The sequence below is a fragment of the Pseudomonas sp. SJZ080 genome, assembly GCF_007828295.1.
Taxonomy (GTDB): Bacteria; Pseudomonadota; Gammaproteobacteria; order Pseudomonadales; family Pseudomonadaceae; genus Aquipseudomonas; species Aquipseudomonas migulae_A.
The window spans coordinates 111,888-136,087 of sequence record NZ_VIUK01000009.1 but is presented as its reverse complement, the minus strand read 5'-3'; the positions used below and the strand labels follow the sequence as shown (position 1 = coordinate 136,087).

Below are 24,200 nucleotides of genomic sequence, written 5' to 3'. Positions count from 1 at the left end.
CTCTGGCGCGCTATTCAACAACCTGTGTCCAACAACAAAAACATAGCTGGCCAATAATAATGAACACAGAAAACCAGGCTTGGCAACCGCTAATAATTCCCGTACTTCAGTGCCAACTCACTGATTTCGAACTACTAAAAGCTGACACTTCGATCAGCTCTCGCAACACTGCAACTGCCCTCTTGAAAACTGCTTAGGCCGAACCACGCCCGAATGATTTCCGGCGGGTCTTCCCGGCTCTGCGCATTAATTTCAGTTCGCTTTACCGACGAGGAAAACAACAATGTCTCAAACCACCGACCGTCTCTGGGGTGCACGCTTCAAAAGCGGCCCGTCCGAAGCCCTGGCGGCCCTGTCCCGTTGCCCCGAGCGCTACTTCCGCCTCACCCCGTATGACCTCGCCGGTTCCAAGGCTCATGCCCGTGAACTGCAGCGCGCCGGGTTGCTGAGTGAGCAGGAAACCCTGACGATGCTCGCCGCGCTGGAAGGTATCGGTGCTGACTTCAACGCCGGCCGCATCGCACCAACCCTCGACGACGAAGACGTCCACACCTTCATAGAACGTTTGCTGACCGAACGCCTCGGCGCCCTGGGTGGCAAGTTGCGCGCCGGCCGTTCGCGCAACGACCAGACCGCCAATGACCTGCGTCTGTTCCTGCGTGATCATGTGCGCACCCTGGCCGTTGAAGTACTGGCCCTGCAACAGGCGCTGGTGGATCAGGCCGAACAACACATCGAAAGTATCTGCCCGGGTTTCACCCACTTGCAGCAAGCGCAGCCGATCGTCTTCGCTCACCACTTGCTGGCCCACGCCCAATCGATGCTGCGTGACGTACAAAGACTGGTGGACTGGGACGTTCGCACCTCGCTGTCGCCACTGGGTGCCGCCGCCATGGCGGGCTCCGCCATCGCGCGCCTGCCGCAACAGTCGGCCAAGGAAATGGGCTACAGCGGTGTCTGCGAAAACTCCATCGACGCCGTGGCCAGCCGCGATCACGTCGCCGAGTTCCTGTTTATCGCCAGCATGCTGGGCATCAACATTTCCCGCCTCGCCGAAGAATTCTGCCTGTGGTCGTCGCGGCAGTTTCGCTGGGTCGCCCTGGATGATGCCTACGCCACCGGCAGTTCGATCATGCCGCAGAAGAAAAACCCGGACATCGCCGAACTGGCCCGGGGCAAGGCGGGTCGCCTGATCGGCAACCTCACCGGTCTGCTCTCGACGCTCAAATCCCTGCCGCTGTCGTACAACCGCGACTTGAGCGAAGACAAGAACGGCGTGCTCGATAGCGTCGACACCTTGCTCCTGGTACTGCCGGCCATGGCCGGGATGGTCGCGACCATGAAGGTCAACGTCGAAGAACTGCGTCGTCAGGCACCGCTCGGCTTTACCCTCGCCACTGAGGTCGCTGACTGGTTGGCGATGCGCGGCGTGCCGTTCAAGGAGGCCCATGAAATCACCGGCGCCTTGGTTCAAGCCTGTGAGAAGCACGACATCGAATTGTGGGAAGCCTCCCCGGCGCTGCTGGCCGAAATCGATCCGCGCCTGACCCCGCAAGTGCGCGACAGCCTGACCCTCGAAGCCGCCATCGCCGCTCGCAGTGGCTGGGGCGGTACGGCGCCGCAGCAAGTGCGCGAGCAGATCGGTCGGTTGAAGACCGCCCTCGCCGCGCAGCATGAATGGACCCAAAACTATCAGGGCTTCCGCCTCTGACAGACAACGCAACCCCCTGTGGGAGCCGGCTTGCTGGCGATGGTGTGTCAGTCGACATCCATTTAGCTGACACACCATCGCCAGCAAGCCGGCTCCTACAAAGGGAATGTGTTTGACCTGAAATACCAGTGTTCGGAGAACAACATGAGCCAGACTCAGGCAGAACGACTCCAGGCGGAGCGCAAACTGGCGGAAAACCAGTTCGATATCACCCAGTACGATCACGTGCCACGGCGTTATTACGGGCGGATCTTTTTCGCCACCGTGATTGTCATCGCGATCGTCGGCCTGGTGCGGGCCTTCGCCGAAGGCAAGATCGAATGGTCGTACATCGGCCAGTTCCTTACGTCCCAGGCGATCATGTGGGGCTTGCTCAACACCATCGTCATGGCGGTGCTGGCGATGGGGCTGGGCATTGTGTTCGGGGTGATCACGGCGATCATGCGCATGTCGGCCAACCCGATCCTGCGTTACGTAGCGGTGACCTACACCTGGCTGTTCCGCGGCACGCCACTGATCCTGCAACTGCTGTTGTGGTTCAACCTGGCGCTGATCTTCCCCACCATCGGCATCCCCGGCCTGTTCGAAATGGACACCGTGAGCCTGATGACGCCCTTCGTCGCCGCCCTCCTCGGTTTGAGCATCAACCAGGGCGCCTACACCGCAGAAGTGGTGCGTGCCGGTCTGTTGTCGGTGGACACCGGACAGTACGAGGCGGCCAAGTCGATCGGCATGCCGCGCCTGCAGGCACTGCGGCGGATCATCCTGCCCCAGGCCATGCGGGTGATCATTCCGCCGGTCGGCAACGAATTCATCGGCATGGTGAAAATGACCTCCCTGGCGAGCGTCATCCAGTATTCGGAACTGCTCTACAACGCCCAGAACATCTACTACGCCAACGCCCGGGTGATGGAGTTGCTGATCGTCGCCGGCATCTGGTACCTGGCCACCGTCACCGTCCTGTCCTTCGGTCAAAGCCGTCTGGAGCGTCGTTTCGCTCGCGGCGCCGGCAAGCGTTCTTGAGGAGCCCCACATGAGAAGCATCGTCAAGGCCGTGAGCCTGAACAAATACTACGACCATTTCCACGCGCTCAAGGACGTCAACATCGAAGTCGAGCAAGGCGAAGTGCTGTGCATCATCGGCCCGTCCGGCTCCGGCAAAAGCACCTTGCTGCGTTGCGTCAACCAGCTGGAAAAAATCGACAAGGGCGGCCTGTGGGTCGACGGCGAACTGGTGGGTTACCGCATCGCCGGCAATAAACTGCACGAACTCAACGAAGCGCAGATCGCCCGACAACGCCTGGCCACCGGCATGGTGTTCCAGCGTTTCAACCTGTTCCCGCACATGACTGTGCTGCAAAACATCATCGAAGGGCCGTGCCAGGTGCTCAAGCGTTCGCCCAAGGAGGCGCACGAAGAAGCCCTGGAACTGCTCGCCCGTGTCGGCCTGGCCGACAAGCGCAACAGCTACCCGATCGAGCTGTCGGGTGGTCAGCAACAACGCGTCGCCATTGCCCGGGCACTGGCCATGCGGCCCAAGCTGATGCTGTTCGATGAACCCACTTCGGCACTCGACCCGGAGCTGGTCGGTGAGGTGCTGTCGGTGATGCGCGATCTGGCGCAAACCGGCATGACCATGATCGTCGTCACCCATGAACTGGGCTTCGCCCGTGAGGTTTCCAACCGCATGGTGTTCATGGACGGCGGGCAGATCGTGGAGGCAGGAAGCCCCGAAGAAATTCTAATAAGTCCGCAAAACCCACGCACCCAAAGCTTCATTTCTGCCGTTCGAACCTAAGCGCCGGCTGGCGTAACAACACTCATAAGAGAACGACCATGAAGAACTTCGTAATCCCAGCAGTACTCGCAGGCCTGATGGCATCCAGCGTCAGCTTCGCCGCCGAATTGCCGGCCAGCATCAAGGAAAAAGGCGAGATCGTCGTCGCGATCATGCCGAACTATCCGCCAATGGATTTCAAGGACCCGGCCACCAACACCCTCACCGGTCTCGACTATGACCTGGGCAACGCCCTTGCCGAACGTCTGGGCGTGAAGATCAAATGGCAGGAAACCGGCTTCGAGCAAATGATCAACGCGCTCACCACCGACCGCGTCGACATGGTGCTGTCGGGCATGACCGACACCGTCGAGCGGCAGGCCAGCGTGACATTCGTTGACTACTTCACCAGCGGTCCGCAGTTCTACACCCTGCAGAAGAACAAGGACTTCAACGAAATCACCGACCTGTGCGGCAAGAAAGTCGGCACCAGCCGTCGGACCACGTTCCCGGCTGAAATCGCTGAATACAGCAAGGCCAACTGTGAAGCCGCCGGCAAACCGGCCATCGTGGTGATCGGCACCGAAGGTTCGGCGGATGCCCGCGCGCAACTGCGTCAGAGCCGTATCGATGCGGCGATGCAAGGCAGCGAAACCCTGTCGTACCTGAAAACTCAGGAAAAGGACATGTACAAAACGGTCGGCCAGCCGATTTCCGTGCAGTTCTCCGGCATGGGGCTGAGCAAGAAAAAGCCTGAGCTGAGCGAAGCGGTGAAGGTCGCGTTGCAGAGCATGATCGATGACGGCAGCTACGCCACCATCCTGAAAAAATGGGACCTGGAATTGGGTGCGATCAAGACAGCGACCATCAACGCCGGCAAGTAATGCTTGCCCTGTAGGAGCCGGCTTGCTCGCGATGGCGGCGCGTCAATCAACATACATGGCGCCTGACACACCGCCATCGCCAGCAAGCCGGCTCCTACGGGGTTATGGGAGTCGCAATAATTGCGTTCGACCGAGACCTAATGTGGGAGCGGGCTTGCTCGCGAAGACGGCGCGTCAATCAACATACATGGCGCCTGACACACCGCCATCGCCAGCAAGCCGATTCCCACACGTTGCGTTTCGACTATTGAGTACGGAGCACCACCAATGTCCTCCTCACCCCAGCCCACCTGGCCCGACCAGCACAAAGCCTGCCTCGCCCTGGCCTTCGACCTCGATGGCCCGACCGGCGATGCGATGCTCAACGGCTCGATCTGGCACAAGCCCGAATACTTCGGTTTCGGCGGTTACGGCCCTTACCGCGCACTGCCGCGGATTCTCGATCTGCTCGATGAGTTCCGGATACCGACCACCTTCTTCGTCCCGGCCTGGGTCGTGGAGAACTGGCCGAAACAGTGCCAGGCGATCGTCGAACGCGGGCATGAGGTGGCGTACCACGGCTACAAACACGAATCCTTTTACGCCCTGACGCTGGAACAGCAAAAGGACGTGATGAAAAAATCCCGCGAGGTGTTCTGGAAACACCTGAATATCCGCGCCGAAGGTTTCCGCACGCCGTCCGGCGACTGGCGGGCCGAGACGCCGGCGATGCTGGTAGAAGCCGGCGTGACCTATTCCAGCAGCATGCGCGGCGATGACCGTCCTTATCTGGACAATGTCCCCGGCTTCGAAACGCCGCTGGTGGAAATCCCCGGTCGCTGGGAAATGGACGACTACGCCTCCCTCGCCTACACCCGTGCGCCGAACTTCCCTTCCGGGCTGGACCGCACCGCCAGTTATGAGCTGACCCTGGACAACTGGTGCCGCGAATACGACGGCGCCATGAATGAAGGGTTGTGCCTGACCACCCTGTTCCACCCCAAGATCACCGGCAAACCGGGACGCATCCTGTTGCTGGAAAAACTCTTCGAACACATGCGCCAGCGCGACGACGTGTGGTTCGCCACCTGCCGCGATGTCGCCCAGTGGTGGCTGAAGGAGCATCACCATGGCTGATTCCACTCTCTGGCCCAAAGGCTACCGCTGCGCCGTGGTGCTGACCGTCGACTATAACGACATCCACGGCATTCTCACCCAGGCGCCGGAAGTCGCCGGGCGCGACAAGACGCTCTCAGTCTGGCGTTACGGCACGCAACGCGGTGTCGACCGCTTGCTGGGCCTGTTCGAAGAACTGGGTGTGCGCAGCAGCTGGTTTGTCCCCGGCATCGTTGCCGAGGAAAACCCGGAACACATCCGGGCGATTCAGGCAGGTGGGCATGAGATTGCCTGCGCCGGGTATCGTCACCAGCACTACGACACCCTCGATCTGCAGCAGCAGAGCGCCGAAATCGCCCGTGGCTGCGAAGCGTTGAAAGCGCTGACCGGCCAGCGTCCGACCGGGTTTCGCATTCCCGCTGGCAACGGTGCGCCGGGGTTCATCGAGGCACTGCGGGATCAAGGCATTTGCTGGTCGTCTTCATGGCGTGGCGACGATTTGCCATTCGCTCACCCCACCGCGCACGACGTGATCGAGCTGCCCTTGCACTACGAACTGGAAGACGAACCTTACTTCGCCTTCAACCTGAGCCCGGCGGTGCCGCCGGCGCAATCGCGGATCGCTTCCTATAGCCACACCCTGGGCAATCTGCAAATGGACTTCGTTGGGTTTCACCGTTTCGGGCTCTGTTACGTGCTGCGCCTGCACCCCGAGATCATTGCCACGCCGGGACGGATTGGCGTGTTGCGCGAGTTGCTGCAAAGCATTCAGCAGCACGACGACGTGTGGATCGCCACCGGCGCCGACGTCGCGCAATGGTGGGCTGAATCCGCGCCGCCCGTGGCCGAGGATCACCCGGCGTCGGTGTACGAGCGGCACTACCGGGATTACCTCCTATGACCGAACGCCTGCAACGACTGGCGCAGTTTTGCGTCGACACACGATTTGAAGACTTGCCACCGGCACTGGTGGAGCAAGCCACGCGGCACATCCTCGACACCTTTGGCGCGACGCTGGCCGGGGCTGGAAGCGACGTGGCAAAGCAGGCGCGTCAGGTGTTCGAGGGCGAAAGCGGCACCACGCGGGTCTGGGGCTCGGAGGTGCGGGTCGGCGCCGCTCAGGCTGCCATGCTCAACGGCGTCGCGGCCCATGCGCTGGAACTGGATGACACCGGTGGCTGTGATCATTCCGGTGCCGTGGTGCTGCCGGCGGTGATGGCTGCGGTGTCGATGTGTGCAAGGCCTGTCAGCGGTCGTGAGTTGATCACCGCCGTGGTCATCGGCTACGACGTCGGCCGCCGCGTGCTCGAAGCCTGTGGTGGATATTCGGCGCACAACGGTGCCGGCTGGCACTCCACAGCGACCTGCGGCGTCTTCGGCGCAGCGGCCGCGAGTGGGCTCATTCTGGGTTTGAACGCCGAACAAATGGTATCGGCACTGGGCATCGCCGGCAGTTTCAGCGGCGGATTGTGGGCCTTCATCCACGATGGCTCGCAAAGCAAAAAACTGCACAGCGGTCGCGCGGCAGAGGGTGGACTGCTCGCAGCGCGGTTTGCGCTGCAAGGCATCACGGGGCCGACGAAGTTATTCGATGACGTCTGGGGCGGATTTCTCAAGACCCTGGCCGTTGAAACGGCTCAACCAGAGGCGCTGGATGCAGATCTCGGGATCGTGTGGAAACTCGCCCGCTGTTCGATCAAGCCTTACGCCTCATGCCGAGGGACGCATTCGGCAATCGACGCGCTGGGGCTGTTGCTGGAACAACTGCAGGTCAGCGTCGATCAGGTCGAGGACATCCAGGTGTCGCTGTGCGGTTTCCTGCAGGACATGTGCGGCGCTCAGGACGTGAGCGCGCTGGCAGCGGCGCAGATGAGCCTGCCGTACGCCCTCGCCGCCCGGCTGGTGCATGGCCACTGCCGACTGGAAGCCTATGACGATCAACAGCGAGGTGATCCGCGGATTGCCCAGTGGATGTCGCGCATTCGCCTTGAAGTGGACCTGCAACTGTCAGAGGATGGCGAGCCTGTTGTCAGCGTGCTGACCGTGGACGGTCGGCGGGCGAGTCTTTGTGTCGATCCACCGTTGGGAGCGCCGGGGAATCCGTTGAGTGACGAGGCGCTGGAGGAGAAGTTTTTCAGTCTGGCGACGCGGGTGATGCCGAGGTCTCAGGCTGAGGAACTGATCGGGCAGTTGTGGCGGTTGGAAGCGCTGGAATCGGTTCGGTCGCTGGATCGGTGGCTGACTTGAATCTTGCGTTGTCTGTGCGGACATCTTCGCGAGCAAGCCCGCTCCCACATTTTGGAATGCGTTCCCTGTGGGAGCGGGCTTGCTCGCGAATGGCAGCGACTCGGTGTCGCGACGAACACTACAGAATCTGAATAAGGACATTTGCCCCGCCGTGGCCACTTACTCGCTCGTTATCCGCCGTTTGATGATCGTCTCGCTGACCATCGTCGTCAGCCGCGCCATCACCAGCCCGTTGCTCACGTTGTTCCTGAGCAACAAACTCGGGCTCAACCAACAGGACGTTGGCTTGCTGCTGGGTATCGCGGTGTTTATCGCCACCCTGCTCGCGCTCTACGGCGGCTACATCATCGACCGGCTCGAAAAGCGCCGGCTGCTGATCCTCGCCATGCTTTCCAGTGCCATTGGTTTCGTGCTGCTGACCTTCGCCGAAAATCTGTATTTGACCACCCTCACCCTGGTGATCACCGAAACGGCGTCGGCGCTGTTCCTGATCGGGTCCAAGGCGATCCTCAGCGAAAACCTGCCCGTGGGCCAGCGCGCCAAGGCCTTTTCATTGCGCTACACCCTGACCAACATCGGCTACGCCACCGGTCCGATGCTCGGTGTGGTGATTGCCGGGGTGTACCCGATCGCGCCTTTCCTGATTGCCGGCGCCATCGCGTTTTTCAGCATCTTTTTAATGAGCGGAATCCCCAGGGACTCGGCGCAGACACCCGCGATCGGTCAGCCACAGAGTTTCCTGAAAACCCTGATCACCCTGAAAAACGACCGTACGCTGATCATGTTTACCTGCGGCTGTCTGCTCAGCACCGTGGTCCACGGGCGTTTCACCCTGTACCTGTCGCAATACCTGCTGGTGACCCAAGACTCCAAGCGCGCCCTGGAAACCATGGCCGCCCTGCTCGCCTGCAACGCCATCAGCGTGATCCTGCTGCAATACCAGATCGGGCGTTTCCTCAAGCGCGAACAACTGCGCTATTGGATTGCCGGCGGTACCAGCCTGTTCATTCTCGGCCTGATCGGCTTCAGCCTGGCCGATAGCCTGGTGTCATGGTGCGTGGCGATGTTCATTTTCACCCTCGGCGAAATGATCATTTATCCCGCCGAATTCCTCTTCGTCGACACCCTGGCTCCAGAGGATTTGCGCGGCAGCTACTATGGCGCGCAGAACCTCGCGGCCCTCGGCGGCGCACTGAGCCCGGTGATTTGCGGTTTCCTGCTGATGCACACGCCGGCACCGACGATGTTTTATGCCCTGAGTGCACTGACCGCCATGGGCGGGTTCCTGTGTTTCATGAGTGGTCGCCGGGTCGGCTTACAGCATAAATAATGCACTCAAACTGCATTAATATGAATTTGTCAGCATCCGGAATGAACGGCACACTGTGCCCCGTTCCTCCCCCAATTGCTGGAACACCTTCAAGGGCTTTCTGGGTATCCCAGGTAAGCCTTTTTTTTGCCTCGATTTTTTCAATGGGTCGTCTGCCAAATGCTTGCTCGCTGGTTACCTGCCGCCGTCAACACCCGCCCTTCCGAATGGAGCCGCGCCGCCATCGGCATGGCCTTGGGCACGATGTTCAGCGTCTGGCTCTGCTCCCAGGTATTCGGCATCGAAGTCGCGCAGCACCTGATCGGACCGTTGGGTGCTTCGGCGGTGCTGTTGTTCGCGGTGTCCTCCGGGGCGCTGGCACAACCCTGGTCGATACTCGGCGGCTACTTGAGCGCCGGGGTGATCGCGCTGCTGGTCGCTCATGTGCTCGGACGAACCCTTGGCAGCGCGTGCCTCGCCGCGGGCATGGCGCTGATCCTGATGTGCTGGCTGCGCTGCCTGCATCCGCCGGCCGGCGCATTGGCCCTGACGCTGGTGCTGGCCGATCCGGCGACCATCGCCCTGGACTGGAAAGCCCTTGCCCCGGTAATGCTCGGCGCCTCGACGATGCTGTTCAGCGCCCTGGTTTATAACAACCTGACGCGCATCCGTTACCCCAAGCGCGCCAGCGAACCGGTGGCCGTGGTGCCTGCCGATCATCCGCCGATCGATCGGCGGGCCATCAACGCCGAAGACCTGAAGCTGGCCCTGGCGGACATGGAAGCCTTCTTCGACGTCACGCCGGAAGACCTTGAGCAACTGATCCATGCGAGTGAATTGCACGCCAAGCGCCGCAGTATTGGTGAAGTGCTGAGCAGTAGAACCTGACATAACACCGAACCCTGTGGGAGCGGGCTTGCTCGCGAAGAGGCCGGCTCATCCAGCATTAATGTTGACTGACACGCCCCCTTCGCGAGCAAGCCCACTCCCACATTCGGTATTCGTGTCAGCCCTTGCAAATTTGCAGAAAGAACCTGCACGTATCCCGGTTGTACATCACAAATTTGCACTGTTACGATCCTGCATCGCTCGCGCGCGAGCTTCTTTATAAAGAACAATAAAAGCAGGGAGTTAGTGATGACTGCTCAGGTTTCATCGAAGGGAATTTCGCCCGTGGATGCCACGCAAAACGAAGTGCTGGCCGAGGTTCGCAACCACATCGGTCACCTGACCCTCAATCGCCCCGCCGGTCTCAACGCCATTACCCTGGACATGGTCCGCCACCTGCAGCGTCAGCTCGATGCCTGGGCTCAGGATGCGCAGGTGCATGCGGTGGTCCTGCGCGGGGCCGGCGAGAAAGCCTTCTGTGCCGGTGGCGATATCCGCTCGCTGTATGACAGCTTCAAAAGCGGCGACACCCTGCACGAAGATTTCTTCGTCGAGGAATACGCCCTCGACCTCGCTATTCATCACTACTGCAAACCGGTGCTGGCCCTGATGGACGGATTTGTCCTCGGCGGCGGCATGGGTCTGGTGCAAGGCGCCGATTTGCGGGTGGTCACCGAGAAAAGCCGTCTGGCGATGCCTGAAGTCGGCATCGGTTATTTCCCGGATGTAGGCGGCAGTTACTTCCTGCCGCGGATTCCTGGCGAGCTGGGTATTTACCTCGGGGTCAGCGGTGTGCAGATTCGGGCGGCGGATGCGCTCTATTGCGGGCTGGCCAACTGGTATCTGGACAGCGACAAACTGGTGGAGCTGGACGAGCTACTCGATCAACTGGCGTGGCACGACACGCCGCTAAAAGACCTGCAAAGCCTGCTGGCGCAACTCGCGGTGCAGCAATTGCCCGATGCGCCACTGAGCAAGTTGCGTCCGGCCATCGATCACTTCTTCGCCCTGCCCGACGTGCCGAGTATTGTTGAGCAACTGCGCGAAGTCACGGTTGCCGACAGCCATGAGTGGGCCACGACCACGGCAGATCTGCTGGAAAGCCGTTCACCGCTGGCCATGGCTGTAACCCTGGAAATGCTGCGCCGCGGTCGGCACTTGAGCCTGGAAGACTGCTTCGCCCTTGAGCTGCACCTGGACCGTCAGTGGTTCGAGCGCGGCGACCTGATCGAAGGCGTGCGCGCCTTGCTGATCGACAAAGACAAGAGCCCGCGCTGGAACCCGCCGACCTTGCAGGCGCTGGATGCCGGGCATGTCGCGAGTTTCTTCACAGGGTTTGACCGGAGCGGGAGCTGAGCCATGCACGATATCGAATTGAGCGAAGAACAAGTCATGATCCGCGACATGGCCCGGGATTTTGCCCGCGGCGAAATCGCGCCCCACGCGCAAGCCTGGGAAAAGGCCGGCTGGATCGACGATGGTCTGGTGGCGAAGATGGGCGAACTGGGGCTCCTGGGCATGGTGGTGCCCGAAGAATGGGGCGGTACCTATGTTGATTACGTCGCCTACGCGCTGGCGGTGGAAGAAATTTCCGCTGGCGACGGTGCCACGGGCGCACTGATGAGCATCCACAATTCCGTGGGCTGCGGACCGGTCATGAACTACGGCACCGACGAACAGAAACAGACCTGGCTGCCGGATCTGGCCAGCGGCAACGCCATCGGCTGCTTCTGCCTGACCGAACCACAAGCCGGCTCCGAAGCGCACAACCTGCGCACCCGTGCCGAACTGCGCGACGGCCAGTGGGTGATCAACGGCGCCAAGCAATTTGTCAGCAACGGCAAGCGGGCGAAACTGGCCATCGTGTTTGCCGTGACCGATCCAGACCTGGGCAAGCGCGGTATTTCAGCGTTTCTGGTGCCCACCGATACCGCCGGTTTCATCGTCGATCGCACCGAACACAAGATGGGCATCCGTGCTTCCGATACCTGTGCGGTGACCCTGAGCAACTGCACCATTGCCGAAGCCAATCTGCTCGGCGAACGCGGTAAAGGCCTGGCCATTGCGCTGTCCAACCTCGAAGGCGGACGCATCGGCATCGCCGCGCAGGCGTTGGGCATTGCGCGTGCCGCGTTCGAGGCGGCGCTGGCCTACTCCCGTGATCGCGTGCAGTTCGACAAGCCGATCATCGAGCATCAAAGCATCGCCAACATGCTGGCCGACATGCACACACGCCTGAACGCGGCGCGGTTGCTGATCCTGCATGCCGCGCGGTTGCGCAGTGCGGGCAAGCCGTGTTTGTCAGAGGCTTCGCAGGCCAAGCTGTTTGCGTCGGAAATGGCGGAGAAGGTCTGCTCGTCGGCGATGCAGATCCATGGCGGGTATGGGTATCTGGAGGATTACCCGGTGGAGCGTTATTACCGGGATGCGCGGATTACGCAGATTTACGAAGGGTCGAGCGAGATACAGCGGATGGTGATTGCCCGGGAGCTGAAGCATTACCTGGTGTGAAGCTTTAAAAGCTTAAAAGCATCGCGAGCAAGCCCGCTCCCACATTCAATCGCGTTCCCTCAGGAGAAATGCGATCAAATGTGGGAGCGGGCTTGCTCGCGATAGCGTCAGTAAGAACGCCGCATTACTTCCCGACGAACTCCGCCTCACGCTTGGCAATAAACGCCGCCATTCCTTCCTTCTGATCCTGCGTCGCGAACGCCGCATGGAACACCCGACGCTCAAAGCGCACGCCTTCCGACAAGGTCACCTCAAACGCGCGGTTGACGCTTTCCTTGACCATCATCGCAATCGGCAACGACTTCTTGGCGATCAGCGCCGCGACTTTCAGTGCTTCCTCCAGCAACTCATCCGCCGGCACGATCCGCGCGACAATCCCGCAACGCTCCGCTTCCACCGCATCGATCAAACGCCCGCTCAGGCACATTTCCATCGCCTTGGCTTTACCGACTGCGCGCGTCAGGCGCTGGGTGCCGCCCATGCCCGGCAGCACGCCGAGGTTGATTTCCGGTTGACCGAACTTCGCGTTGTCACCCGCCAGGATGAAATCGCACATCAACGCCAGTTCGCAGCCGCCGCCCAAGGCAAAACCGTTAACGGCGGCAATAATCGGCTTACGGCGGTTAGCCACGCGATCACTGTCGCTGAACAGATCATCGAGGTAGATCTGCGGGTAAGTCAGCTCAGCCATTTCCTTGATGTCGGCACCGGCGGCAAAGGCTTTTTTCGAGCCGGTCAGTACGATGCAACCGATGTCCGAATCGGCTTCCAGGCCATCGAGGGCGTGGTTCAGTTCGCTGACGATCTGCGCGTTCAGCGCGTTCAGCGCCTGCGGACGGTTCAGGGTGATCAGGCCGACACGGCCGTGGATTTCCAGCAAAATCGTTTCGTAACTCATAAACAACTCCTGTTTTGCATAACGCTTGATCCCCCGTAGGAGCTGCCGAAGGCTGCGATCTTTTGACTTTGATTTTCAGGATCAAAAGATCGCAGCCTGCGGCAGCTCCTACAGAGGTTCTTTTTAGAGACTGCGCGAAATGACCATGCGCTGAATATCACTCGTGCCTTCGTAGATCTGGCACACCCGCACGTCGCGGTAAATCCGCTCCAGCGGGAAGTCGTTCAGGTAACCGTAACCACCGAGGGTTTGCAACGCGGCAGAGCAGACCTTTTCAGCCATTTCCGAGGCGAACAGCTTGGCCATGGAGGCTTCGACCAGCGCCGGTTTACCGCTGTCACGCAACGCCGCGGCGTAATGCACCATCTGCCGGGCGACGGCAATCTGGGTCGCCATGTCCGCCAGGCGGAACGCGACGGCCTGGTGTTCGATGATCGGTTTGCTGAAACTCTCGCGCTCACGGGCGTAATCCCGAGCCGCTTCAAACGCGGCGCGGGCCATGCCCACCGATTGCGAGGCGATGCCGACGCGGCCGCCTTCGAGGTTGGCCAGGGCAATCCGGTAGCCTTCACCCTCCTCGCCCAGTCGGTTGGCCACCGGCACTTTGACGTCTTCGAACAGAATCTGGCAGGTGTCGGAAGCGTGCTGGCCGAGTTTGTCTTCGACGCGGGCGACTTTATAGCCCGGCGAATCGGTCGGCACGATCAGCGCGGTGATCCCGCGTTTGCCGGCACTCGGGTCCGTCACCGCAAATACGATCACCACCCCGGCGTTCTGCCCGGAGGTGATGAACTGCTTGCAGCCGTTCAACACGTAATGATCGCCTTCGAGACGTGCACGGGTTTTCAAACCGCTGGCATCGGAACCGGCTTGCGGTTCAGTCAATGCGAAAGCGCCAAGCATCGCACCGCTGGCCAGCGGTTTGAGGAAGCGCTCTTTCTGATCGTCGTTGCCGTAGTTGAGGATCGGCACGCAACCCACCGAGTTGTGCACGCTCATGATGGTCGAGCAGGCGCCATCGCCGGCGGCGATTTCTTCCAGGGCCATGGCGTAGGCCAGGTAACCGGTGTCACAACCGCCCCACTGCTCCGGCACCAGCATGCCGAAGAAACCCAGTTCGGCCATCTCGCCGATGGCTTCCTTGGGGAAACGGTGCTCGCGGTCCCATTCGGCAGCGAACGGTTTCAGCCGTTCCTGGGCAAATTGCCGGGCCATGTCGCGGATCTGTTGTTGGTCGTCATTGGGAATCATGGTGAATCCTTAAAAAGGTGATTGCCCTTGTAGGAGCCGGCTTGCTGGCGATGGCGATTTCAAGGACGCCATCGCCAGAAAGCCGGCTCCTGCAGGTCAGATCAGTACAGGCATTCCACGGCCATCGCCGTCGCTTCACCGCCACCGATGCAGATCGCTGCAACACCGCGTTTCAGGCCTTTCTGGCGCAAGGCCGAGAGCAAGGTCACCAGAATCCGCGCACCGGACGCACCGATCGGGTGGCCCAGGGCGCAGGCACCACCGTGAACGTTGAGTTTCTCGTGGGGGATTTCCAGGTGGGTCATCGCCGCCATGCCAACCACGGCGAACGCTTCGTTGACTTCGACCAGATCGACGTCGTTCAGCGACCAGCCGGTTTTCTTCATCAGCCGCTTGATCGCGCCGATCGGTGCCACCGGGAACAGGCCAGGCGTGTCGGCGAATGCCGCGTGACCATGGATCACCGCAAGCGGTTTCAAACCGCGTTTTTCAGCTTCGGAACGGCGCATCAGCACCAGCGCCGCCGCACCATCGGAAATCGAACTGGAGTTGGCCGCTGTAACGGTGCCGCCTTCACGGAACGCCGGTTTCAGCGAGGCGATCTTGTCCAGTTTGGCTTTCGGTGGCTGTTCGTCATTGCTGATCACCACCTGTTCTTTGCCGACGGTCACGGTCAGCGGCACGATTTCGTCCTTGAAGCTGCCGTCCTTGATCGCTTGCTGCGCGCGGGTGGTCGACGCGATGGCAAACGCATCCTGGGCTTCGCGACTGAAGCCGTTGGTTTCAGCACAATCCTCGGCGAAGGTGCCCATCAGGCGGCCCTTGTCGTAGGCGTCTTCCAGGCCATCGAGGAACATGGAATCGAGCACACGACCGTGACCCATGCGGTAACCGCTGCGGGCGCGGTCCAGCAGGTACGGCGCGTTGGACATGCTTTCCATGCCGCCGGCGACGACAACATCGGCGCTGCCGGCGATCAGCATGTCGTGGGCCAGGATGGCCGCTTCCATGCCGGAACCGCACATCTTGTTCAGGGTGGTGCAGCGGGTCGATTTATCCAGCCCGGCGCCCAGTGCAGCCTGACGGGCCGGGGCCTGGCCGAGGCCGGCGGGCAGCACGCAGCCGAACAGCACTTCTTCAACGGCATCCGGCGCCACACCGGCGCGTTCAACAGCTGCACGAATGGCGGCAGCGCCCAGTTGTGGCGCGGTCAGGCTTTTCAGTTCGCCCTGGAATCCACCCATCGGGGTGCGGACGGCGCTGACGATAACAATGGGATCGTTGGAAAGGGTCATGACAAATCCTCCTTACTTGGCGGCCATGCGCAAGGCACCGTCGAGACGGATCACCTCGCCATTGAGCATGCTGTTTTCAATGATATGCCTGACCAGCGCGGCATACTCGCCCGGTTTGCCCAAACGTGGCGGAAACGGCACGCCAGCGGCTAGGGAATCGCGAACTTCCTGGGTCATGCCGGCCATCATCGGCGTCTCGAAAATGCCCGGTGCGATGGTCATTACACGAATACCGAAGCGCGCCAGTTCACGGGCGGCGGGCAAGGTCAGGCTGACGATCGCGCCTTTGGACGCGGCATAAGCCGCCTGGCCGATCTGTCCGTCGTAAGCCGCAGCCGACGCGGTGTTAATGATCACCCCGCGCTCGCCATCGGCATCCGGTTCGGTTTCGGCGATGGCCGCCGACGCCAGACGCAGCATGTTGAAACTGCCGATCAGGTTGACGTTGATCACCTGGCTGAAACTGGCCAGCGCATGCGGACCGGTCTTGCCGAGGATCTTCTCGCCACGGACGATGCCGGCACAGTTGACCAGACCGTTGAGGCCGCCGAAAGCTTTGACTGTCGCCTGCACCGCCGCTTCAGCTGCCGCTTCGTTGCTGATGTCCGCCACCACGCTTTGCGCCCCCAGACGTTCGGCCTGAGCGGCAACAGCGTCGGCGTTCATGTCCACCAGCATCACTTTGGCGCCGCCCGCAACCAGCATTTCAGCTGTGGCCGCGCCGAGCCCGGAGGCACCGCCGGTGACGAGAAAAACCTTGTTTTCGATCTGCATCGTTGTTTCCTTGGATTCAAGCTGAAACGTTCTTCGCCGCAGCCTCTTGAGCCTTGGCGATTTCCTGGTTGCGCAAGATAAAGCGCTGCAATTTGCCGCTTGGGGTTTTCGGCAACTCGCTGACAAATTCGATTTCACGGGGGTACGAGTGCGCGGCCAGACGCTTGCGCACATGCTGACGCAGTTCTTCGGCCAACTCCGGTGCGGCACGGTATTGCGCGCTGAGCACGACGAACGCTTTGACCAGCTCGGTGCGCTCCGGGTCGGGCTTGCCCACCACCGCCGCTTCGACCACGGCCGGGTGTTCGATCAACGCGCTTTCGACGTCGAATGGGCCGACGCGGTAGCCGGAGGTGGTGATCACGTCATCACTGCGGCCGACGAAGCTGATGCTGCCGTCCGGGTTCCACTCGACGGTGTCGCCACTCAGGTAATAGTTGCCGACGAAGGCCTTGGTGGGCGCACCCTCGTAACCGGCGAACCAGCACATCGGCGACTGAGTGCGGTCGATGGCCAGGATGCCTGGCTGGCCGACGCCCAATTCCTTGTTCTCGTCGTCGAGCACCACGATGCGGTGGCCCGGCGAAGCAAAACCGGCGGCGCCCATGTGAATCGGATGTTCAAGGCCATGGTGATTGCACAGGACCATGCCCAATTCGGTCTGGCCGTAATGGTCATGAATCACCACGCCGAGGTTGTCGGCGAACCAGCGGATCACTTCCGGATTCAACGGCTCGCCGGCGCTGCTGACGATGCGCAGCTTGCCCTTGATCGATTTCGCGAACTCGTCACCACCGGCAATCAGCAAGCGATAGGCCGTCGGTGAACCGGTGAGGTTGGTAATCCCGTATTTGTTGATCACCCGGCAAGTGCTTTCGAGGGTGAACGGACCATCGTAAAAAGTGATCGGATGCCCCATCGCCATCGGCCCGGTAACCCCGAAATAGATGCCGTAGGCCCAACCCGGGTCGGCGACGTTCCAGAAGGCGTCTTCCGGGCGCAGGTCCACGGCGTCACGGGTGTAGCTCTGGAAGGCGACGATGGCCTTGAGCGGCACGGACAATGCTTTCGAGGGACCGGTGGTGCCCGAGGTGAACATCAGCAGGAACGGGTCTTCGCCGGTCAGCAGCACCGGTTCGCACTCGGGGGAATAGTTGGCCAGTTCGGCCCAGAAGCTGAAATCGCCACGGACAATGCCCTGGCCTTTCGCGCCGCCGACGGTGACGATGGTCGGGCAGTCGGCGACTTCAGCGAGTTTGGAGCGGTTGACCGCATCGGTCACCACCAATTTGGCGCCGGAACTGCTCAGGCGATGCTCGATCGCTTTGGGGCCGAACGCGGTGAACAGCGGCTGATACACCGCGCCGATGCGCCAGGTGGCAAGCACGGAGATCAACAGTTCGATATTGCGCGGCAAGAGGCCGGCGACCTTGTCGCCTTTCTTCACGCCTTGGGCCAGCAGGAAGTTGGCGAAACGCGCAGCCTTGTCCTGCAGGTCGCTGAAGGTATACGTCGCGCTGGTGCCGTCTCGGCCTTCCCAGAACAGCGCGATGCGGCCTGGCAATGCATGCCGGTCGCAACACTCGGCGCAGGCATTGAGGGCCGTCAGGTTGCCCGCGAGTGCGGCGTCGACGGTGTGCTGATAATTGAACTGTGACGTGGCAGACAAGTAATCGCGCATTGCCAGAATCCCTGTGTATTTTTATTAGGTTGGGGGAACCGTAACCAACAGGGAAATACTCGCTCCGCGCGGGGGGTGGGGCAATGGTCAAAGCTATCAAGTTGTCTGACTGGTTTGGCCAAGGTTTGAGAGGTGTGGTGCCTGGACAGATGCCATCGCCAGCAAGCCGGCTCCTACAGTTTGGAACGCATTCCCCTGTAGGAGCCGGCTTGCTGGCGATGACGGCCGCCCAATCACAAAAAAAAACCGGCTCAGCTCGCTTCGTTCAGAATCAAACTCCGGTAATGCCCCGGATTCGACCCCGACCACTTACGAAACGCCTTGTAGAACGAACTCGCATCGGCAAACCCCAGCCGCGTGGCGATTTCGGCAAAACTGATACTCGGTTCAGCCAGCCAGACGATGGCCAATTCCTTGCGCACGCTATCCTTGAGCCCCTGATACGTCTGCCCCTCTTCCGCCAGCCGCCGACGCAAGGTCGAGGCCGACATGCACAGTTGTTGCGCCAGAGGTTCAGTCTCCGGCCACTGTTCGGCGGGCAACTGCCGCAAATCGTGCTTGATCCGGCTCGCCAGGCTCTCCGGGTCGCGGTACTTGACCAGAATGTTGGCCGGCGCATGGGCCAGGAATCGCTTGAGTTCTTCGGCGCTGCGCTTGATCGGCAAATCCAGGCACTCGGCCGAGAAGATCATTCGGGTGCGCGGCCGGTCGAAACGCAGGTTTTCGGAGAACATCACCTGATAGTCGTCACAGAAATCCGGCTGCGGGCAGCGCAACTCGATGGCCAGAATCGGAATCCGTCGCCCCGCCAGCCAGCAGGCCACGCCGTGAACGATCATCCAGTAGGTGAAGTAGGTAAAGGCGCGACGCGGGTCCTGGTCGTCTTCCAAAAGCACGATCTCCGCCAGACTTTGCTGGCGAACCAGCTGCGCGGGCAAGTGTTCGAGCATCAACGACAGAAACCCCAGCCCTGAGGTCAGGCCGGCAGCGAGGCTCGGCTGGACCATGGAGCAGCGGCACAGAAACGCCAGACTGCCGGATTTGAGCTTGCGTGGGTCCATGCCAAAAAACTCATCGTCCCGACGCCGGGCCAGCAAGCGCCAAAGCCGTGCGTACGCGGTGGCCGGCACTCGGGCCGTGGACGATTCGAGCAGCGCCGGATCGATGCCGACCTTGTTCAACACCTCGTCGGTGGCAGCACCCGGGGCGCAACTTTGCAACAGCGCTTCACGCACCAGTTGAATGGAGATGGTGTCTTTTTCCGACATTACGCAGAGAGTGCCGTGTTGTTATCAGTGGTGCGCATATTAGCCCGATAAGATCAAAAGATCGCAGCCTTCGGCAGCTCTTACAGGGTATGCATTTCAAATGTAGGAGATGCCGAAGGCTGCGATCTTTTGATCTGTTCAGCTTAGGTTCAGGTAAATGCCAATGATTGCCATTTGGGAATGAGTGTCATTATGTTACAAATTAGCACCCTATCTAATTCCGAGACGGTGCTGAATGCTTGTTCCTTTTCTGATCATGCTGCGCGAAGGCATTGAGGCTGCATTGATCGTTGGCATTATCGCCAGCTACCTCAAGCAAACTGGCCGCGGCCAGTGGATGCCCGCCGTATGGATTGGTGTATTCCTCGCCGCTGCACTGGCCCTGTTGGTGGGCGGGGGCCTGGAGCTGGTCAGCGCCAAATTTCCGCAGAAACAACAGGAGCTGTTTGAAGGTGTGGTCGGCCTGGTCGCGGTCGGCATCCTCAGTTCCATGGTGTTCTGGATGCGCAAGGTGGCGCGTTCGATCAAGCATTCGTTGCACGTCTCCCTCGATCACGCATTGACCGGTTCCAGGCATCAGGTGACAGCGCTGATTGCCATGGTGTTTTTCGCCGTCGCCCGGGAAGGCCTGGAAACGGTGTTCTTCCTGCTCGCGGTATTCCAGCAAAGCGAAGGTCCGGCCGCACCGATCGGTGCCCTGCTCGGCCTGATCCTGGCGATCATCGTCGGTTTCCTGATCTACACCGGCAGCATGCGCCTGAACCTCGGCGCGTTCTTTCGCTGGACCGGTCTGTTCATCCTCGTGGTGGCCGCCGGCATTCTCGCCAACTCGGTGCAGGCGCTGCATGAAGCCGGGGTCTGGAATCACCTGCAAACCGTGCTGTTCGATTTCAGCGCCACGCTGCCGATGGACAGCCCGCTGGGTTCGGTGCTGGCCGGCATGTTCGGGTATCAGGATGCCCCGACTGTCAGCACCCTCGGCGCTTATCTGATTTACCTGGTGGTGGCGCTGGCGATGTTCTTCATGCCCGCCCCGCCCCCTTGCAGGAGCGAGCTTGCTCGCGATGGTCGTTAACGATAACGCGCAAAACCAGATGTACAGCGGCGCCTGTGGTGTTTTCGCGAGCGACTTCGCGCCCACAGGATTGTGATTTCCAGTCAGTAAGGGCACCCATGCCAAATCAAGTTCCTCCTCCTCAGGCCTCCCCTCCCCGCGCCTTGCGCTGGGCGGTGGCCGGTTCGGTGATCGTGATGATCGCCGCCGGCGGCCTGTTCTACTACGCCTCGAAAATGGCCGCGGCCAAACGCCAGAGCAACCATGACGAAGTGCTGGTGACCATTCACCCGCACAGCTGCGAACCGAATGCGTTGACGGTGCCGGCCGGTCGCGCCAGTTTCCGCATCGTCAACCGCTCGGACCGTGCCGTTGAATGGGAAATCCTCGACGGCGTGCTGGTGGTCGAAGAACGGGAAAACATCGCGCCCGGCCTGAGCCAGGTGATCAACGCCAACCTGTTGCCCGGCGATTACGCGATCACCTGCGGCCTGCTGAGCAATCCGCGCGGCACACTGCACGTGACGCCAACCGCCGCTTCCGATGCCGCGGCCAAAGCCAAAGCCAAACCGTCGATGGTCGCTTTCGTCGGGCCATTGTCGGAATTCCGCGTTTACCTGAGCAGCCAAAGCACTGCGCTGATCAAAGCCGTCACCGCGCTCGAACAAGCCATCGAGGCCGGCGACCTGGGTCTGGCGCAAGCGTTGTACATCCCGGCCCGCACCGCGTATCAGCGCATCGCCCCGGCGGCACAGCGTCTCGCCGAACTCGACAACACGATCGACGCCCGCGCCGATTACTTTGAAAAACGTGAGCAGGATCCGGGCTTCAGCGGTTTCCATCGCCTCGAATATGCGTTGTTCCAGCAACGCTCCCTCGACGGCCTGACACCGCTAGCCCAGCGGCTGCTGACCGATGTCACCACGCTCAAGCAACAACTGCTCGCCCAATCGCTGCCGCCGGAACAACTGGTCAGCATTGTGGTGCGCAACCTCAACAACCTGGGGGACGTGCGCGCCAGCAGCGGTGAAGAAGAACGCTACAGCCACATCGACCTGAACGGTTTCGCCGGCAACCTTGACGCGGCCCGCAAAGTCGTCGACCTGTTGCGCCCGCTGCTGACCAAGTCCGCCGCCGACCTGCTTCCAACCCTCGACAACGCCCTCGCCAACCTCGATGCCGAACTCAACGGCTTCAAGGTCGAGAACGGCTACGCGAGCTACGACAGCGTCAGCACCGAACAGCGTAAACAGATCGCCGACAAGGCCAAGGTGCTGGCCGACGCACTCGACGGCATCGATCCCGCCCTTGGCCTTTCCGGCCTATAGCAGAAGACGAACTTCAGATGAACGATTCAGAGCAATTCAACCTTCAACGGCGTCGGGTATTGATGGGCATGGGCGCCGCCGGCGTGGCCCTCGCCGGTTCGGCCTTGAGCTGCCCGGCCATGGCTGCCAGCCCCGCGCAAGTCACCGAAGCGCCGAGCAGCGACAAGACCGAGGACCGCCACGACTTCCACGGCCGGCACCAGAGCGGCATCGTCACCCCGCGCCCTGCGTCCGGCATGCTGGTGTCGTTTGATGTGTTGGCCAACGACCGCGAAGACCTGGAGCGGCTGTTCCGCACGCTCAATGAACGCATCGCGTTCCTGATGAAGGGCGGTCCGGTGGCGCAGGTCGATCCGAAACTGCCACCGGTGGATTCAGGCATTCTCGGCCCAGTGGTGACCCCGGACAACCTGACCATCACCGTGTCGGTCGGCGAATCGTTGTTCGACGAGCGCTTCGGCCTGGCGGGCGCCAAACCGAAACGGCTGAGCCGCATGGTCGGTTTTCCCAACGATGCGCTGGAAGCCGATTGCTGCCATGGCGACCTGAGCTTGCAGTTCTGCGCCAACACCACCGACACCAACATCCACGCCCTGCGTGACATCGTGAAAAACCTGCCGGACCTGCTGCTCGTACGCTGGAAACAGGAGGGCAGCGTGCCGCCGCAAGCGCCGGCGAAACCCGGTGTGCAGGCGCAGAGTGCACGCAATTTTCTGGGCTTTCGCGACGGATCGGCCAACCCGGATTCCAACGACGCCAAGGCCATGGACAGCATCGTCTGGGTCCAGCCCGGCAGCGACGAACCGGCCTGGGCGGTGAATGGCAGCTATCAAGCGGTGCGGATCATCCGCAATTTCGTCGAACGCTGGGACCGCACGCCGCTGCAGGAACAGGAAAGCATTCTCGGCCGGATCAAAAGCACTGGCGCGCCCATGGGCGGTGCCCATGAAACCGAGGTCCCGGACTACGCCAAAGACCCGCAAGGCAAGCTGACCAAACTCGACGCCCACATTCGCCTGGCCAACCCGCGCACCGCCGCGACCCAGGCCAACCTGATCCTGCGCCGGCCGTTCAATTATTCCAACGGCGTGAACAAGAACGGTCAGCTGGACATGGGGTTGTTGTTCATTTGCTACCAGGCCGACCTGGAAAAAGGCTTCATCACCGTGCAAACCCGGCTCAACGGCGAGCCGCTCGAGGAATACCTCAAGCCGGTCGGCGGCGGCTATTTCTTCACCCTGCCGGGTGTGACGGGCGACCAGGATTTCATCGGTCGCTCACTGCTTGACGCCGCATCCCCAAAAACAACCGCCTAACCACCTCCCACACGGAACCGTCCCATGAAGAAGTCGCCACTCGCGTTACTGCTGACCCTTGGTTTGCTCAACACCCCGTTTTCGGCTTTCGCGGCGACGGCGCCGCTGGAGCTGGTGGGGCCGATTTCGGACTACAAGATCTACGTCACGGAACAACTGGACGAACTGGCCAGCCACACTCAGAAATTCACTGACGCCGTGAAGAATGGCGACCTCGCCACCGCGCAAAAACTCTACGCACCGACCCGGGTTTACTACGAGTCCATCGAGCCGATCGCCGAACTGTTCAGTGACCTCGACGCGTCCATCGACTCCCGTGTCGACGATCACGAAAAAGGTGTGAAGGCTGAAGACTTCACCGGTTTCCATCGCATCGAATATTCGCTGTTCTCCGAGAAAAGCACCAAGGGCCTGGGCGAACTGGCCGATGGTTTGAACAAAGACGTCAAAGACCTGCAAACCCGCGTGGCCGGCCTGACCTTCCCGCCTGAGAAAGTGGTGGGTGGTGCTGCGGCGCTGTTGGAAGAAGTGGCGGCGACCAAGATCTCCGGCGAGGAGGATCGCTACAGCCACACCGATCTTTACGACTTCCAGGGCAACATCGACGGCGCGAAGAAAATCGTCGACCTGTTCCGTCCGCAAATCGAGAAGCAGGATGCGGCGTTCATTGCCAAGGTCGACAAGAACTTTGCCGCGGTCAACAAAACACTGGCCAAGTACAAGACCAAGGATGGGGGTTTTGAAACCTATGACAACGTGAAGGAGAGCGACCGCAAGGCGCTGGTCGGGCCGGTGAATACGCTGGCTGAAGACTTGTCGACCCTGCGTGGGAAATTGGGGCTGAACTGAGTTCCTGCCCCGGGGAGGACGCTTCGCAGGCAAGGCTTGCTCGCGAAGCAGTCCAGGTGGGACG

21 protein-coding genes are annotated in these 24,200 nt (G+C 61.1%); 15 read left to right on the top strand and 6 right to left on the bottom strand.

Annotation, left to right across the window (positions count from 1 at the left end):
* Positions 1-283: 283 nt before the first annotated feature.
* From argH to FBY04_RS14490, 11 genes are all read left to right on the top strand, one after another.
* Positions 284-1,711, top strand: coding sequence for an argininosuccinate lyase (argH, locus tag FBY04_RS14545; RefSeq protein WP_084322931.1), 1,428 nt, complete (start codon positions 284-286; stop codon positions 1,709-1,711).
* A gap of 144 nt (positions 1,712-1,855) precedes the next feature.
* Complete coding sequence (locus tag FBY04_RS14540) at positions 1,856-2,734, top strand: amino acid ABC transporter permease (protein WP_084322932.1); 879 nt, start codon at positions 1,856-1,858, stop codon at positions 2,732-2,734.
* 10 nt (positions 2,735-2,744) lie between these two features.
* The gene (locus FBY04_RS14535; RefSeq protein WP_084322933.1) at positions 2,745-3,509 is read left to right on the top strand and encodes an amino acid ABC transporter ATP-binding protein; all 765 of its coding nucleotides are present in this window, start codon (positions 2,745-2,747) and stop codon (positions 3,507-3,509) included.
* A 38-nt stretch (positions 3,510-3,547) separates the two neighbouring features.
* On the top strand, positions 3,548-4,372 hold the full coding sequence (locus FBY04_RS14530; RefSeq protein WP_084322934.1) for an ABC transporter substrate-binding protein: 825 nt from the start codon (positions 3,548-3,550) through the stop codon (positions 4,370-4,372).
* Positions 4,373-4,639: 267 nt separating this feature from the next.
* The gene (locus FBY04_RS14525) at positions 4,640-5,488 is read left to right on the top strand and encodes a polysaccharide deacetylase (RefSeq protein WP_145315628.1); all 849 of its coding nucleotides are present in this window, start codon (positions 4,640-4,642) and stop codon (positions 5,486-5,488) included.
* On the top strand, positions 5,481-6,368 hold the full coding sequence (locus FBY04_RS14520) for a polysaccharide deacetylase (protein WP_145315627.1): 888 nt from the start codon (positions 5,481-5,483) through the stop codon (positions 6,366-6,368). The genes FBY04_RS14525 and FBY04_RS14520 overlap by 8 nt, the downstream gene beginning before the upstream one ends.
* Positions 6,365-7,714, top strand: coding sequence for an MmgE/PrpD family protein (locus FBY04_RS14515; RefSeq protein ID WP_145315626.1), 1,350 nt, complete (start codon positions 6,365-6,367; stop codon positions 7,712-7,714). The genes FBY04_RS14520 and FBY04_RS14515 overlap by 4 nt, the downstream gene beginning before the upstream one ends.
* Before the next feature lie 151 nt (positions 7,715-7,865).
* Complete coding sequence (locus FBY04_RS14510) at positions 7,866-9,044, top strand: MFS transporter (protein WP_145315625.1); 1,179 nt, start codon at positions 7,866-7,868, stop codon at positions 9,042-9,044.
* A gap of 159 nt (positions 9,045-9,203) precedes the next feature.
* A complete protein-coding gene (locus FBY04_RS14505; protein ID WP_145315624.1) occupies positions 9,204-9,911 on the top strand; it encodes an HPP family protein in 708 nt (235 codons plus the stop codon).
* 249 nt (positions 9,912-10,160) lie between these two features.
* Positions 10,161-11,267: an enoyl-CoA hydratase/isomerase family protein gene (locus FBY04_RS14495; protein ID WP_145315622.1), complete on the top strand. Its 1,107-nt coding sequence runs from the start codon at positions 10,161-10,163 to the stop codon at positions 11,265-11,267.
* Positions 11,268-11,270: 3 nt separating this feature from the next.
* Positions 11,271-12,422 carry an acyl-CoA dehydrogenase family protein gene (locus FBY04_RS14490; RefSeq protein WP_145315621.1) on the top strand — a complete coding sequence of 384 codons (1,152 nt, stop codon included), beginning with the start codon at positions 11,271-11,273 and terminating at the stop codon, positions 12,420-12,422.
* A gap of 124 nt (positions 12,423-12,546) precedes the next feature.
* On the opposite strand, the gene FBY04_RS14485 is transcribed toward FBY04_RS14490, so the two are convergent.
* From FBY04_RS14485 to FBY04_RS14460, 6 genes are all read right to left on the bottom strand, one after another.
* Complete coding sequence (locus tag FBY04_RS14485) at positions 12,547-13,320, bottom strand: enoyl-CoA hydratase (RefSeq protein WP_145315620.1); 774 nt, start codon at positions 13,318-13,320, stop codon at positions 12,547-12,549.
* Between the two features lie 123 nt (positions 13,321-13,443).
* On the bottom strand, positions 13,444-14,571 hold the full coding sequence (locus FBY04_RS14480) for an acyl-CoA dehydrogenase (RefSeq protein ID WP_145315619.1): 1,128 nt from the start codon (positions 14,569-14,571) through the stop codon (positions 13,444-13,446).
* A gap of 101 nt (positions 14,572-14,672) precedes the next feature.
* The gene (locus FBY04_RS14475; RefSeq protein ID WP_084320698.1) at positions 14,673-15,866 is read right to left on the bottom strand and encodes an acetyl-CoA C-acyltransferase; all 1,194 of its coding nucleotides are present in this window, start codon (positions 15,864-15,866) and stop codon (positions 14,673-14,675) included.
* A 12-nt stretch (positions 15,867-15,878) separates the two neighbouring features.
* Positions 15,879-16,640, bottom strand: coding sequence for an SDR family NAD(P)-dependent oxidoreductase (locus FBY04_RS14470; protein ID WP_145315618.1), 762 nt, complete (start codon positions 16,638-16,640; stop codon positions 15,879-15,881).
* 16 nt (positions 16,641-16,656) lie between these two features.
* Positions 16,657-18,321 carry an AMP-binding protein gene (locus FBY04_RS14465; RefSeq protein WP_145315617.1) on the bottom strand — a complete coding sequence of 555 codons (1,665 nt, stop codon included), beginning with the start codon at positions 18,319-18,321 and terminating at the stop codon, positions 16,657-16,659.
* A gap of 251 nt (positions 18,322-18,572) precedes the next feature.
* Positions 18,573-19,589 carry an AraC family transcriptional regulator gene (locus FBY04_RS14460; protein WP_145315616.1) on the bottom strand — a complete coding sequence of 339 codons (1,017 nt, stop codon included), beginning with the start codon at positions 19,587-19,589 and terminating at the stop codon, positions 18,573-18,575.
* Positions 19,590-19,824: 235 nt separating this feature from the next.
* On the opposite strand from FBY04_RS14460, the gene efeU reads away from it, so the two are divergent.
* The 4 genes from efeU (at position 19,825) to efeO (FBY04_RS14440) (ending at position 24,136) form a co-directional block, all read left to right on the top strand.
* Positions 19,825-20,664, top strand: a complete 840-nt coding sequence (efeU, locus tag FBY04_RS14455) for an iron uptake transporter permease EfeU (protein ID WP_145315615.1) — start codon at positions 19,825-19,827, stop codon at positions 20,662-20,664.
* A 98-nt stretch (positions 20,665-20,762) separates the two neighbouring features.
* The gene (efeO, locus tag FBY04_RS14450; protein WP_145315614.1) at positions 20,763-21,971 is read left to right on the top strand and encodes an iron uptake system protein EfeO; all 1,209 of its coding nucleotides are present in this window, start codon (positions 20,763-20,765) and stop codon (positions 21,969-21,971) included.
* 17 nt (positions 21,972-21,988) lie between these two features.
* Positions 21,989-23,287, top strand: coding sequence for an iron uptake transporter deferrochelatase/peroxidase subunit (gene efeB, locus FBY04_RS14445; RefSeq protein WP_145315613.1), 1,299 nt, complete (start codon positions 21,989-21,991; stop codon positions 23,285-23,287).
* Between the two features lie 24 nt (positions 23,288-23,311).
* Complete coding sequence (gene efeO, locus FBY04_RS14440) at positions 23,312-24,136, top strand: iron uptake system protein EfeO (protein ID WP_145315612.1); 825 nt, start codon at positions 23,312-23,314, stop codon at positions 24,134-24,136.
* The last annotated feature ends 64 nt before the right edge of the window (positions 24,137-24,200 follow it).

Excerpts from the sequence above, each read along its gene's own strand:
- argH (WP_084322931.1), top strand. The coding sequence starts at position 284 with ATGTCTCAAACCACCGACCGTCTCTGGGGTGCACGCTTCAAAAGCGGC.
- FBY04_RS14540 (WP_084322932.1), top strand. The coding sequence starts at position 1,856 with ATGAGCCAGACTCAGGCAGAACGACTCCAGGCGGAGCGCAAACTGGCG.
- FBY04_RS14535 (WP_084322933.1), top strand. The coding sequence starts at position 2,745 with ATGAGAAGCATCGTCAAGGCCGTGAGCCTGAACAAATACTACGACCAT.
- FBY04_RS14530 (WP_084322934.1), top strand. The coding sequence starts at position 3,548 with ATGAAGAACTTCGTAATCCCAGCAGTACTCGCAGGCCTGATGGCATCC.
- FBY04_RS14525 (WP_145315628.1), top strand. The coding sequence starts at position 4,640 with ATGTCCTCCTCACCCCAGCCCACCTGGCCCGACCAGCACAAAGCCTGC.
- FBY04_RS14520 (WP_145315627.1), top strand. The coding sequence starts at position 5,481 with ATGGCTGATTCCACTCTCTGGCCCAAAGGCTACCGCTGCGCCGTGGTG.
- FBY04_RS14515 (WP_145315626.1), top strand. The coding sequence starts at position 6,365 with ATGACCGAACGCCTGCAACGACTGGCGCAGTTTTGCGTCGACACACGA.
- FBY04_RS14505 (WP_145315624.1), top strand. The coding sequence starts at position 9,204 with ATGCTTGCTCGCTGGTTACCTGCCGCCGTCAACACCCGCCCTTCCGAA.
- FBY04_RS14495 (WP_145315622.1), top strand. The coding sequence starts at position 10,161 with ATGACTGCTCAGGTTTCATCGAAGGGAATTTCGCCCGTGGATGCCACG.
- FBY04_RS14490 (WP_145315621.1), top strand. The coding sequence starts at position 11,271 with ATGCACGATATCGAATTGAGCGAAGAACAAGTCATGATCCGCGACATG.
- FBY04_RS14485 (WP_145315620.1), bottom strand. The coding sequence starts at position 13,320 with ATGAGTTACGAAACGATTTTGCTGGAAATCCACGGCCGTGTCGGCCTG.
- FBY04_RS14480 (WP_145315619.1), bottom strand. The coding sequence starts at position 14,571 with ATGATTCCCAATGACGACCAACAACAGATCCGCGACATGGCCCGGCAA.
- FBY04_RS14475 (WP_084320698.1), bottom strand. The coding sequence starts at position 15,866 with ATGACCCTTTCCAACGATCCCATTGTTATCGTCAGCGCCGTCCGCACC.
- FBY04_RS14470 (WP_145315618.1), bottom strand. The coding sequence starts at position 16,640 with ATGCAGATCGAAAACAAGGTTTTTCTCGTCACCGGCGGTGCCTCCGGG.
- FBY04_RS14465 (WP_145315617.1), bottom strand. The coding sequence starts at position 18,321 with ATGCGCGATTACTTGTCTGCCACGTCACAGTTCAATTATCAGCACACC.
- FBY04_RS14460 (WP_145315616.1), bottom strand. The coding sequence starts at position 19,589 with ATGTCGGAAAAAGACACCATCTCCATTCAACTGGTGCGTGAAGCGCTG.
- efeU (WP_145315615.1), top strand. The coding sequence starts at position 19,825 with ATGCTTGTTCCTTTTCTGATCATGCTGCGCGAAGGCATTGAGGCTGCA.
- efeO (WP_145315614.1), top strand. The coding sequence starts at position 20,763 with ATGCCAAATCAAGTTCCTCCTCCTCAGGCCTCCCCTCCCCGCGCCTTG.
- efeB (WP_145315613.1), top strand. The coding sequence starts at position 21,989 with ATGAACGATTCAGAGCAATTCAACCTTCAACGGCGTCGGGTATTGATG.
- efeO (WP_145315612.1), top strand. The coding sequence starts at position 23,312 with ATGAAGAAGTCGCCACTCGCGTTACTGCTGACCCTTGGTTTGCTCAAC.